Source organism: Paenibacillus sp. FSL K6-1330 (assembly GCF_037976825.1).
Taxonomy (GTDB): Bacteria; Bacillota; Bacilli; order Paenibacillales; family Paenibacillaceae; genus Paenibacillus_AQ.
The window spans coordinates 1,625,526-1,638,450 of record NZ_CP150269.1 but is presented as its reverse complement, the minus strand read 5'-3'; the positions used below and the strand labels follow the sequence as shown (position 1 = coordinate 1,638,450).

Here is a 12,925-nt window from a genome sequence, read left to right as displayed (position 1 = left end):
CGAATTACAATATGTTTTGTAAAACTTTATTTTATTTTTCGGAGCAGGAATTTCTGGCTGGATGGAGTAAGTGCGGATTTTGTCGAATGCTGAGAATGAGAAAAAATCCATACCGTTTCTGACATTTTTTGCGAAGGTCTTCCCCAGCGCACAAAAAAACAACCGCGTCCTATGGTTATGGCCGCAGTTGTTTATAAACTTCCTTTTATTTTTTGGTGACATTGCCGTTGGCATCAATTTTTGCATTATAGGAGAGTTTGTTCAGTTTCGCGATGATGTCTTTGTTGTACTTCTTGTCCATCAGATTCGGTTGACCTTGAATAATTTTCACCGGCGTAATCCGGCTCGTGATCTTGGAACCCTGGATCTCAAAATGGACCATCATCGACAGCAAGGTATTGTCACCGCCCCGTGTTGAGCGATTAAACACGAAGTTGCCCAGCGAATAATAAATCGGTTTGTTCTTGTAATACTCAATGCCCATCAACGTATGGCTGTGGGAACCAATAATAATGTCGGCACCCGCATCGATCATCTTCTTCGCCATCGTGCGTGCATATTCTTCCGGATAGTCGGAAAATTCCTCATTCCAGTGGATATACACGATCGTATAATCGTTTGTTTTTGCCGATTTCTTAATATGGGTTAACATCGGCTCCATTGTGTACGCGGAAGCAGCGCCCGGATGGTTCTTGCCCGCGATCCAAGAATTACCCGAGAGGACCCGGCTGACGCCCAGCACCGCAATTTTCTTCCCATCAATGTTCTGAACGTAAGGCTGGAAGGCCTCGTCAATATTGCGCCCGGCTCCCGTGTACCCGATCTTCTGGCGCTTCAAATGTGTAATCGTATCCAGCATCGCATGCTGCCCATAGTCCAGAATGTGGTTGTTAGCCAGCGTTACGCCGTCGATTCCTGCATAGACCAAGCCTTCGAGCGTATCCGGCTTCGAACGGAAAGCAAAGGTTTTGTCCGCAGCCTTACCCCGAGTGGAGACCGGTGTCTCCAGATTGGCAAACGCCATGTCCGCTTTTTTCAAGATGGGGGCAACCTTCTTAAATGGGTATAGGTTCCCGAATCTATCAATCTGACTCCCCACGTAGCCGTCCAACAGAATGTCACCTGCAAAAACAAGATCTATCGGTTTGCTCTTCGACTTGGCTTGAGTGGTTGTGCCCGCTGTATCCTTGGTCTCCTTGACCTTGCTCTGAGTCTCTTTCTCATTCGTGCCCGCTGCCGAAACGATGCTGACCGGGAGAATCATAACGATAACCAGAATGAGGCAAAATAATCTTTTCATATCGATGCCGCCTTTCCAAATAAGAACTTCTAAGAAGCTAGTTATTTACCACGTTTATCCTATCATAATTTGATATAAAAGGGTAATTCTATAAAATGAACCATTTAATAGAATTACATAATGGATTCTAACCAGTTAGCCCTTTCAGCACTACGCATGCGGATTATTCTTCCGATCCCCTAATGCCCCCAGATTTTTTTTAACGGATTAAAAGTGGTTGTAGATCCAAATAAATCAAATCTATCTTTTTCTATCCATAGTCTTAGACTTGAAAAGCGGACAAAAAGTTTCAAACTTTGCAAATCAGATTGAAAATATTATAAATTGCTTATATATTTAAACGTATCGCAAGTATAACCTTCATTTTAATTACGTTTTGTAATAATTATGTCGGCTAACTCTTACATATAAGTAAAACCAAAGGAGCTGCAGCCCATGAATATTCATTCTTCCGGTGAAAACGGGCCTCCCCTGATTGATGATACGGACCGCAAAATCATTGCGATCCTCGGCAAGAACGGGCGAATCTCGTACACGGATTTGGCTAAGGAGATTGGGTTGTCCCGCGTTGCCGTACAGGCTAGGGTCAACGCCCTAATCGATGACGGCGTCATTGAACGGTTCGCGGCGGTCATTAATCCGGAGAAAGTGGGGATTTCGGTGTCTGCTTTTTTCAATGTGGAGGTCGAACCCAAACATCTACAGCAGGTAGCGGACACATTGGAGAACGAGCCGTATGTAACAAGTCTGTATCATATGACCGGTCCCAGCAAGCTGCATATGCACGGACTATTTACCGATCATAAGGAAATGGAAATGTTTTTAAATGAGAAGCTTTACCCGCTCCCGGGCATTACAAGTGTGGATACGCAGATCTTAATCAAGCGTTATAAAAGCCGAATGGGCATCCGACTTTAACTCTTACAACAGAAAGGACTCATACCTTGCCTGATAAAACTAGCAACCCATACATGGAATTAACGTTCGGAATGTTCCGAACCGGAATACTCGGCTACGGCGGCGGTCCTTCAGTTATTCCGTTGATCCGTCACGAGGCCGTCGTTCGTTACAACTGGCTCAGCGACGATGAATTCGGGGAGGTGCTCGCGTTAGCCAACGCGCTTCCGGGTCCCATCGCCACGAAGATGGCCGCCTATCTCGGTTACCGGGAAAAAGGGGTGCTTGGCGCCATAGTTGCCATTCTCGCGCATATCCTTCCGACCTGTATTGCGATGATCGCGCTGTTGTCGGCGGTGACGTTCCTTAGCAGCTCCAAAGTGGTGGCAGGCATGATTGCCGGCGTTACGCCGGTCATTGCCGTGATGCTGGGAACGATGGCTTACGAATTCGGCGAGAAGGCTGTAAAGGGGCTCGGCATCTACGCCGGGATCGGATTTTTCGCAGTATCGTTTCTTCTGCTGGAGAGTTTCCAGATTCATCCGGCCATTGTCATTATACTGTTCCTTGCCTACGGCACCGTACATTTCAAAACCGTAGCCAAATTAAAAAAACAAAGACAGGATAAGGAGGGGTCCGCCTAATGGAAGAATGGCTTCAGCTGCTGATCAGCTTTTTCGTCTCCAACGTGCTCGGTTATGGCGGCGGTCCCGCTTCCATCCCGCTCATGTACAAGGAGATCGTCACGAATCACGGATGGCTGACCGATCCGGAGTTCTCCAACATGCTGGCCCTTGGCAACGCGCTTCCCGGGCCGATCGCCACCAAAATCGCCGCTTTTGTCGGGTACGACGTATCCGGCTGGATGGGCATGACCCTTGCCCTCGCGGCTACGGTTATTCCTTCGGCGGTAGCTCTCATCTGGCTCTTGAATCTGCTGCAGAAATACCGTACGTCGCCAGTCGTCAAAGGCATGACCCTGTTAGTTCAGCCGGTCATCGCCATCATGATGCTGACCCTGACCTGGCAGATGGGCAAAAGCTCGGTCATCTCCATCGGCCTTCTGCAATCCCTCGGCATCGCCGCCATCGCCTTCTGGGCCATGAACATCCGCAAGATCCACCCAGCGCTGGTAATCCTGGCCGCGTTTGCTTACGGGGGATTGGTGTTGTCGCAGGTGGTGTGAGGGGGATTGTATAGAACAACTATAACCCGTTCGGGATAATCGCCATGACTAAAAGAGCGAGTGTGTGGGACTCATTCCCACCATACTCGCTCTTTTTTTCAGTCGATAGCCATCCAAGCATGCCCCGGATCACGCACCTTACCTGTCCCCCGCTCAGACTGATAGGGCAATGAGTAGAAATTCACCTGTGAACCGGACGGTATATGATCGCCATATCATTTAATATGTCCGAAAGTCCTCTTATTCGTCGTGAAGACTTCCTAACGGACACAGAATACCTTATTTTGTCCAAAACGACCCTTTTGGTAACTTTAGCGGACCCAGAGGACCTTATTTGCTGTCTTTATTGGTATTGGCACCCGTAATTCGCACAATAGCGGATCTGGAGTCCGGTACTTTGTAAATAATCGGGTTGTGATCTTAAATAACGGATCTAGAGTCCGTTAAAAGCTGACACAAGTACCTTGAGCGCCCATGGTTGGCAATGAAACCTGCAGTTTCCCATTAAGTAATCCCAAGAAGTGGCGCAAGGTCACAATAACCAGGAGCAGGCCAGGTAATTTGCCACATCCGCCTTAACCGGACGCCCAAAATACGATCGCCATATCATTTAATATGTCCGAAAGTCCTCTTATTCGTCGTGAAGACTTCCTAATGGACACAGAATACCTTATTTTGTCCAAAACAGCCCTTTTGGTAACTTTAGCGGACCCAGAGGACCTTATTTGCTGTCTTTATTGGTATTGGCACCCGTAATTCGCACAATAGCGGATCTGGAGTCCGGTACTTTGTAAAAAAACGTAGTTTTGGACTTAAATAACGGATCTAGGGTCCGTTAACAGCTGACACAAGTACCTTGAGCGCCCATGGTTGGCAAAGAAACCTGCAGTTTCCCATTAAGTAATCCCAAGGAGTGGCGCAAGGTCACAATAACCAGGAGCAGGCCAGGTAATTTGCCACATCCGCCTTAACCGGACGCCCAAAATATGATCGCCATATCATTTAATATGTCCGAAAGTCCTCTTATTCGTCGTGAAGACTTCCTAACGGACACAGAATACCTTATTTTGTCCAAAACAACCCTTTTGGTAACTTTAGCGGACCCAGAGGACCTTATTTGCTGTCTTTATTGGTATTGGCACCCGTAATTCGCACAATAGCGGATCTGGAGTCCGGTACTTTGTAAATAATCGGGTTGTGATCTTAAAATAACGGATCTAGAGTCCGTTAAAAGCTGACACAAGTACCTTGAGCGCCCATGATTTGGCAATGAAACCTGCAGTTTCCCATTAAGTAATCCCAGGAAGTGGCGCAAGGTCACAATAACCAGGAGCAGGCCAGGTAATTTGCCACATCCGATTATATCTCAATGCCACACCAATGTAATAGCGACATCTCGTTATACCCAACTCCCAACGAATGTGCCTTGATCGTCACCTGCATCCATCAAGTATCCAATCGTCACCTGCATCCAACAAGTATCCAATGCTCGACGGCCCCACGTCTGTTCACATTGGATGGAGTCCCTCTGTCCTTAATGATACTCTTTCAACTCCCCACCTACTTCCTCCCCATCACCACCCCGATCTTGCCCTCATGTATCTCTACCTTATACTTCTTCACCCGGATGCGGTCGCTGAACAGCGACTTGCCGGTCTGCAGGTCAAACTCCCAGCCATGCCAGGGACAGCGGACGATCTCGCCTGTCCGGCCGTATTCGTAGTCGTATACCTCCGAAGGAAGCGTCGTACCGGAGACCAGTCCTGCGCAGATCGGCGCCCCCTGATGCGGACAGTAGTTGAGAATCGCATGAAACTCGCCGTTGATCCGATAGATTCCAATTTCGCGTCCCTCAATGTTTACGACCTGGTGTCCGCCCTCCGGTATGTCCTCCTCCGCCAGCACGTAATGTACTCCCATTCATGCACCTCCTTGCCTGTGCGCCCAGTTCGTTGTTTGTCTTTCACCGCGTGCTATTCATCCAGAGTACCTTAGTTGACTCCAGTCAAATTCATTAATCCCGGTTGTCGAGTTACCCTATCTGCCCGGCCACTCCCTATCATATTAATTAATCCAATGGCTCAATTTAGCTAAGGTATTCTATCCAGCAGTCCAAATCATCGAGTTCATAACCTACTCCTGCTCAGTAAAAAAGTTGCCAGTTATTGACGTTCATCGTTGACCAGTTTCAATCTAGCAAGCTAATCTCATCTAGTAGGCTGGTTTCGTTCATGCGAGCTAGCTTCGATCATGCAAACTTGCTTCGATCATGCGAGCTAGTTTCGACCATGCGAGCTAACTTCGATCATGCAAGTTAGTTTCATCAAATTGGCTCTACGTTCATCATCCATCCGCTCAATCCAATCTGTACAGCTGCTTCGCATTCTCGTAAAAAATCTTCCGCCGGGCCTCCGGCTTCAGCCCCCGCAAAATATGGCTTGGCGAGTCGAAGTCCCAATGCGGGTAGTCGCTGGAGTAGAGCAGCATGTTCTCGGCATCGATCATGTTGAAGAGATCGATGAGATGCTGCGGATTGTCGGGCTCCTCAATCGGCTGCGTGGATAAGTAGCAATGATCCCGGATGTATTCGCTCGGCATTCTCGTCAGCCAGGGCACGGTTGCGCGCAGCGCCTTGTAATTTTTGTCCAGCCGCCACATCAGGCCCGGCAGCCAAGCCACTCCGCCTTCAACCAGAACGACCTTCAGGTTCGGGTACTTCACGAATACGCCCTCGCATACCATGCTCACCAGATGCGCCATGAACATCTGGGAGAGGCAGGTGTGCCACTCAATGTAGCGGGTCGGGTAGCCGGCCGCGGTGGGAGCCGTCGAGCTCCCGCCGCCTTCCGCTCCCGGATGGATCCCGATTGGGAGACCCTTGCGCTCCGCTGCTTCGTAGATCGGGTGATAATGACGCTGACCCAGCGGCGAACGCGCCGCGCTGGAGATCATCACCTCCACGATATCCGGATGGCCGCCGATCCGGTCGATCTCGCGTGCCGCCAGCAAAGGGTCCTGAGTCGCTACCGCCATTGCGCCTTTGAATGCTTTATGTTTGCCGAGCCACTCGGCGATCAGATAATCGTTATAGGCCGAGCATATCGCGGCTGCATAATCCGGATCATGGGTGGAAGAGATGTTGTAGACAACGCCCGTCAACACGGCGTAGTCCAGATTATAGCCCTCGATCAGCTGCTTGATCATATAATCGGGGTCGGAACCGGCTTTGCCACCCCCCGGAGGGATCGAGTCCTTTTTCATCACGCCGATTGGCGAGTAATACCCTGAGCCTGCATAACCGATGCCAGATGCGGCTACCCGGGAGCGCCAGGGCTCCTGCAAATATGGAAGCAGCGCCCTGTCGTCCTGCTCGTTATGAACGTCGACGTCGATAATTTTCATATCGTCCATTGCCTGATTCCTCCAATCTCCATAAGTAATTACTTACCGCCGTACGTGCGCGTGTAGGCGGTGTTGTACATAGTAAGGAGTTCATCGGAGCCGAGTTTCTTGGCCTGGTCAATAAATTGCTGATAGGTGGTGTCGTTAATCGGGGTTTTGCCGGTCACGAACTCCGTCACCTTTTGCTCAAGGAATTTGTTCAGATTGTTCAGCTTCGATTTCTCGAGCTCCAGCTCCTCTTCCGTCTTGACGATCTGTTTCGGTGCCGGGACAATGTACTGCTCGTACCGGGCATTGATATCCTTGCTCTTCTCGCTTAAACCACGCTCCCATACTTCACGGGATTTAGCGTTATTCAGCGTGATCAGGTCATACCATACGCCCCAGTCCTTGCGCAGCGCATTAAACGGAGACTCGCCAAATTCCTTGTTATATACCGCTTTACCGTCCTCCATCGTATACGTTTTGCCTTCGATTCCCAGGGACAGATAATTCGTTCCCTCTTCGCTGACCAAATAATCAAGGAATTGAACGGCACGCTCTTTATCCTTCACTTTGGCCGATATCGCTCGACCGACAGTGCCAACGACCGGACGGGAAAACTGATAGTTCTTGATCCCTTCGGCGGCAAAGGAAGGAATCGCGTCGAGTTCATACTCGGCCGTACCAGCCCCCCTCGCCTTCGCTACGAGCGACTCCAGGTCCGCCTTCCAGAAAAACGTCACCAAGGATTTGCCGGTTAGTATTCGCTCCTCCCACTGCGCTTGCGTCAGCAGCGAGAATTCCGGATCCAGCAATTTTTCCGCATACAGCTTATTCAGATAGACCAACATATCCTGATAATTCTCATGATATGGGGCAAACGCGTATTGATCCGTGGTCGGATCCAGATTGTAGAAACCGCTGATCCCCGTGAATATACGCCCGAAGGTCGTATACAGCCCTGTATCGCCAACGATGGCGTTGGATATGAGCGGATAGGAATCCGGAACCTTCTCTTTCAATGTTTTCAGATACTGATAAAATTCGTCCACGGTGGTCGGTGCCTTTATCCCATGCTGATCCATGATATCCTTGCGGGCATACCAGATAAAGTTGAAGCCCTTGCCCTCCGCATCCCCTTCCAACACGGGTACGGTGTACAAGCCTCCGTCCGTGCCCGTTGCCAGCGCCTTGGCCTCAGGATATTTGTCGTAAAAGGCTTTCAGATTCGGCGCCCGATCCAAGTAATCATTGAGATTCAGGAACACCTTCTCCGGTCCATGCTCCCTGCCGTCCTGCGTCGGCACCTGGATAAAATCCGTGGCGGTATTTGTGGCAATCATGATCTGCCTCTTCTCCTCAAGCCCCTCCTGGCTCACGATCTGGAACTTCACTTTGACGCCCGTCTTCGCCTCGATCTCTTTGAAAATCTCCCAGTCATCCCGAACCTTTCCCTCGACCCGGTCGTATACCAGCCAAGAAAAAGTAACCGGTTTGTCAGGACTTAACGTTCCCGAATCATCCTTGCCCCCGCCGGAGCATCCCGCAACCAGCATCGCGCTGAGCAGGATCATGGCAAGCGCAGTTCTGAACCCCTTTCTCCTCATTCCCTAACCTCCCTTTTATCTTCACAACGTATAGAGACGGATTTGCTTGAAATCCATAACTACCCCTTAATGCCGCCAATCATCGTGCCCTGTACAAAATATTTGTGGATAAACGGATAGACGCATAGGATCGGCAGCGTACCGATCATGATCATGGCGTATTTCAACGTCTCCAGATGTGTCAGGTCTCCCTCGCCCTGCACATTCGTACCGGCGATCAGGATGTTGCGCATCATAATCTGCAGCGGGTACATCTCCCGGTCATTCAGATAGATCAAAGCGCTGAAAAAAGAGTTCCATTGATTCACGGCCGTGAACAGGCCGATCGTGACCATCACCGGTACGGATAAAGGCAGCACGATCCGCACCAGAATCTGCATGGACCCGCATCCGTCGATGGCAGCCGCGTCCTCAAGCTCCTCCGGCAGCGCCTCGAAGAATGTCCGCATGATAAACAGATACCATGTGCTGATCAGTGACGGGAGCACGATCGCCCATATCGTATCGAGCATCCCCAGCCTTTGAACGATCAGGAAGGTTGGAATCATGCCGCCGCTGAACAGTAGTGTGAACGCCGCCATCAGCAGAATCACTCTTCGGCCGGGCAGCCATCGTTTCGCAAGCGGATATGCCATGGCGGAGGTCGCAATCAGCGTCAGTACCGTCTGAAGGAAGGTATAACGGATCGTATTCCAATAACTCACCCAGAGATCCGGGTTATAGATAAGCTGCTCGTAAGCGATCAGCGTGATCTTCTTCGGCCATAGCAGCACGGCGCCACTCGCGACCATGGCATTGTTGCTGATGGAAGCCGAGAATACGTAAACCATCGGATAAGCCATTACAATGATCAGCACAATCATGAACAATACATTGAATACGTCAAACAGCTTCGAGGCGAAGCTTTCCTGCTTTTTCATCGCGCACCTCCCTTACCACAGGCTGGTCTCCGAATATTTGCGTACGATCCGATTGGCCGCAACGACCAGAATGAAGCCAATCGCCGATTGGAACAGGCCCACCGCGGTGGCGAAGCTGAAATCGGCATCGAGGATGCCCCGCCGGTACACAAAGGTGTTAATGACATCCGAGGTTTCATAATTCATCGTGTTGTAGATCAATAGTATTTTCTCGAAGCTGGCCTCCATGAAATTACCGAGCGATAGTACAAACAGAATAATCATGACAGGCACCATGCCGATGAACGTAATATGTCTGACCTGCTGCCACCGGTTCGCCCCATCCATCTTGGCCGCTTCATACAGCGTCGGATCGATTCCGGCAATCGCAGCCAGATAGAGAATGGTGCCCCACCCCACCTTCTGCCATATTTCGGAGCCCACATACACCGTCCGGAACCACTCAGGCATGCCCAGAAACATGATCGGCTCGATGCCAAGCAGCTTGACGAGCAGATGGTTCACCACGCCCGTGGTGGGAGACAGGAAGGTCACGAGAATGCCCGCGATCACGACGGTGGATAGGAAATGCGGCATATAGCTGATGTTTTGCACAAACCGTTTGAACCATTTGCTCTTCAACTCATGGAACAGGATCGCCAGAATGATCGGCGCCGGAAAATGAAACAGGAGATCATACACATTCAGCATGATCGTGTTGCGAATCAGCTTCCATGCATCGGGGGTGACGTAGAAAAATTCAATCAAATGCTTGAATCCGACAAACTGGCTTCCCAAAATACCCCGGCCGATCGAATAGTCCTGGAAGGCAATGATGATGCCGTACATCGGCGCGTACTTAAATATCAAGTAGTACAAAATGCCGGGCAGCATCAGCAAGTACAACGCTTTATGTTTTCTCAGAACATAGCCGATCCGTGATAGCTGCGCCAATAATCCCCACCTCCGATTGAAAGCATTTACATTCATTCGTTGTTGTCCCCACTATACGAGCTGTGCTTCCTTCGCGTAAAGCAAACATCTTTTCCTTAAGACACATGTTTTGCACTGCCTGTGCCGCAAGGCTTTCAGCCTGTTCCATGCAAAAAAAGAGACTTCAGAAAATAATGCAGTCTCTTCTTTCCTATTGGTGAAAACTCCGGTATTTGGCGGGCGTAATGCCTTCATATCGGCGGAAAGCCCGAATCAAAGAATTTCGGCCCCAATACCCAACCTTCTCGGCAATTTCGTCAATTTTCAAATCGGTTTCAAGCAAAAATTGCTTCGCCTTCATCAGCCGGTACTTCGCGATATATTCCACGTATTTCTCCCCGACCTCCTCCTTGAAGGTCCGGCTGAAATGCCCGATGGACATATTCAACATACCGGCAAAATACTCGATCGACATCTCTTGATCATAATGCTCATGAATGTATTCCACGATCTCGCTAAACTGTTGACTCCGGCTGCTGGAAGCCGGCTTCCGGAACAGAAAACCATGAATCTCTTCGAAACAGCACGTCAGCTCGTCCCATGTCATGCAGCGATTCATTCGTTCGAACAGACCCGAGTAATACGGAACGTTGAGTTCATTGCGCTCCGATTCCACGGCCCGAATCCAGGTGTTTAGCACATCGGCTAGCAGATATTTCATCTGCATGGCAGATGCATCCTTGCCCTCTCCCTCCTCCAGCAGAGCAAGCACGGAATGAAGCAGCTTGTCATACTCCCTCGTTTTGTACTGATTGAGAATCCGCTGAACCTCCTGTACAGATAGAAAAGAATCCCACTGCTGCAGCTCCCGGGAAGGCTGACTGCCGCAAATCTCCACCGCAGAATGCAGCCCCCGGTACTTCAGCATGGCCAGCGCATGCTCATAAGACTGGTGCAGCTCCTCAATGGCATGAACGGTCTTTCCGATACCGATGGTCGCTTTATAATAAGCACCGTATTCCAGAAAAACGTGCCTTATCTGCTCCGCTATTTGTTCCGGATGGTCCTCGCCCTCCGTAATGGAACCATGCTCCACGATGCAAGCTATCAGATCCGGCCTTGTCTGGCAGATCCAGACCATGCCATGTGCCAGCCGATGAATCTTGTCCTTCAGCTCCGTCAGCAAAAAAGTCTTGGTGGATTCCGATGCCGACTCGTAAACGGTTGGATCATAATGGAACGAGATGCACAGGACGGTTCTTGCCGCCTTATGGCTGTAGGCAAACTCAATCTCCTTGGCGTAGTACTCAATCGATAAGGCATCGCGGTATTGCCCCAGCAGGATTTTCGTAAAAAACTGCTCATGGACAATCGGCAGCATCCCGTTCACCATCTGGAACAGCTCTTTATTCTCCGTAATAATGAACTGGGAATAGCGTTTGATGACATCAAACTCGTTTCCTTCGTGGCCGACCTCCCCGTTCGGAGTGTGATGCAGCTTCAGTCCATCCTTAATCTCCCGAATCGGCCGATATAAGCGCCGGCTTAAATAATACGAGGCGAGTGCGCCAACAATGAGAAAGAATAGGAGGAATAACCAACAGATCCATCGGGTCATATAGACCGGCTTCATCAATGTACCCAAATCGATCATGCTGATATAATGCCAGGACTCGTCAAAGCCAGATGCCATGAAGGACAGCCCCGTCTTGTCCGATATCGTGAATTGCGAAGCAATGCCCTCTGTACGTATTCGCTGCTGCAGGGCAAGCTGGTCCTGCTCGGTCAGTCCGTTCTGGGCGATCACTTTGGCCCTATCATCCACAATCGCCGTGCCCGTAACCCAGCTCTCCGGAATATGAATCTGCTCCTGAAGCTTGTCTCGTTTCACTTCGACCAGGAGATAGACTTCAGGAGCCGCGGTATTAAACGGGTAGCTCATGGAAGCCGTCAACGTGTCGGGGGTATCCATAAAGTCCATCATTTTTTTGCCGGATAATTCAGCTTCCAGCTGATGCCGGCGGTTCAGATCCAAGGGATAATGGGAATGGAAATAATACGCTTTATTCGTGTAGGTTTCGGCATCCATCATCAAATCCTGGTGAACAAAATAATAATACGCCCTCTCGACGAGATCATCCGATTCCAGCTGCTGCAGCTGCTCCCGCAGGGAATGAAGCAGTTCCGGAAGCAGCTGGCTTTCCGGCGAAGAAGCCATGGGAGCGAGAAGCACGCTCCGTAATCTGGAGGTGCTGAGGATATTAATCATGCTCGTTTTCAAGGACTGAAGCTCGGTATCCGTCTGCTCGGAGAATCGATTCATCATCACTTGGTTAAAACGCTCGGCATCCTTTTCAATGATGCGAACGACCAGCACCTGCGCAAGAACCGAAGCAACAATGACGGGGATGAGAATGAGGAGAAAATAGTTGGCAAACAGCCTCCAAAACAGAGTGGTCCTTCTGGGAGGCAGAGAATCGGTATCCCCCGGCTCAGGTGATCGGTTAGGCGGCGTCCTTCGCTTCATGAATGTCCCCCCCTTGGTATTTAAAATTGCAAGTAAACAAGGTTTGCATTTACGTCTACTATATTTTGATGTAAGTTATAATATTCGCTGCAACTTCTGTGCATGGAGTTTGCACAGAAATGACGTTTACCGGACATGTTTGCATCCATAACAAAAAGAGCCAGGAATCTCCTGGCCCTTATCGGAAACGAG

General features: G+C 49.9%; 10 protein-coding genes. 3 read left to right on the top strand and 7 right to left on the bottom strand.

All coding sequences use genetic code 11. The features are described from left to right. Positions 1-205: 205 nt before the first annotated feature. Positions 206-1,300: a CapA family protein gene (locus tag NYE54_RS07135; RefSeq protein WP_339271112.1), complete on the bottom strand. Its 1,095-nt coding sequence runs from the start codon at positions 1,298-1,300 to the stop codon at positions 206-208. 435 nt (positions 1,301-1,735) lie between these two features. Here NYE54_RS07135 and NYE54_RS07130 point away from each other — a divergent pair, with 435 nt between their 5' ends. From NYE54_RS07130 to NYE54_RS07120, 3 genes are read left to right on the top strand one after another with little or no spacing between them, the layout of a single operon-like run. Next, positions 1,736-2,218, top strand: a complete 483-nt coding sequence (locus NYE54_RS07130; RefSeq protein WP_076322912.1) for an Lrp/AsnC family transcriptional regulator — start codon at positions 1,736-1,738, stop codon at positions 2,216-2,218. Between the two features lie 53 nt (positions 2,219-2,271). Continuing rightward, complete coding sequence (locus NYE54_RS07125) at positions 2,272-2,841, top strand: chromate transporter (protein ID WP_339273412.1); 570 nt, start codon at positions 2,272-2,274, stop codon at positions 2,839-2,841. Then, positions 2,841-3,383, top strand: a complete 543-nt coding sequence (locus tag NYE54_RS07120; RefSeq protein WP_339271110.1) for a chromate transporter — start codon at positions 2,841-2,843, stop codon at positions 3,381-3,383. Before NYE54_RS07125 ends, NYE54_RS07120 begins: the two co-directional genes overlap by 1 nt. 1,560 nt (positions 3,384-4,943) lie before the next feature. Here NYE54_RS07120 and NYE54_RS07115 read toward each other — a convergent pair. From NYE54_RS07115 to NYE54_RS07090, 6 genes are all read right to left on the bottom strand, one after another. Then, on the bottom strand, positions 4,944-5,303 hold the full coding sequence (locus tag NYE54_RS07115; protein ID WP_339271108.1) for a Rieske (2Fe-2S) protein: 360 nt from the start codon (positions 5,301-5,303) through the stop codon (positions 4,944-4,946). 435 nt (positions 5,304-5,738) lie between these two features. Next, on the bottom strand, positions 5,739-6,794 hold the full coding sequence (locus NYE54_RS07110) for an amidohydrolase family protein (RefSeq protein ID WP_076322909.1): 1,056 nt from the start codon (positions 6,792-6,794) through the stop codon (positions 5,739-5,741). A gap of 29 nt (positions 6,795-6,823) precedes the next feature. Further along, positions 6,824-8,374 (bottom strand): extracellular solute-binding protein, encoded by a 1,551-nt coding sequence (locus NYE54_RS07105; protein ID WP_339271106.1) that lies wholly within the window; start codon positions 8,372-8,374, stop codon positions 6,824-6,826. Between the two features lie 59 nt (positions 8,375-8,433). Next, on the bottom strand, positions 8,434-9,294 hold the full coding sequence (locus tag NYE54_RS07100) for a carbohydrate ABC transporter permease (protein ID WP_339271104.1): 861 nt from the start codon (positions 9,292-9,294) through the stop codon (positions 8,434-8,436). Positions 9,295-9,306: 12 nt separating this feature from the next. Beyond that, positions 9,307-10,227 (bottom strand): ABC transporter permease subunit, encoded by a 921-nt coding sequence (locus NYE54_RS07095; RefSeq protein WP_339271102.1) that lies wholly within the window; start codon positions 10,225-10,227, stop codon positions 9,307-9,309. 190 nt (positions 10,228-10,417) lie between these two features. Then, complete coding sequence (locus NYE54_RS07090; RefSeq protein ID WP_339271100.1) at positions 10,418-12,733, bottom strand: helix-turn-helix domain-containing protein; 2,316 nt, start codon at positions 12,731-12,733, stop codon at positions 10,418-10,420. Between the last annotated feature and the right edge of the window lie 192 nt (positions 12,734-12,925).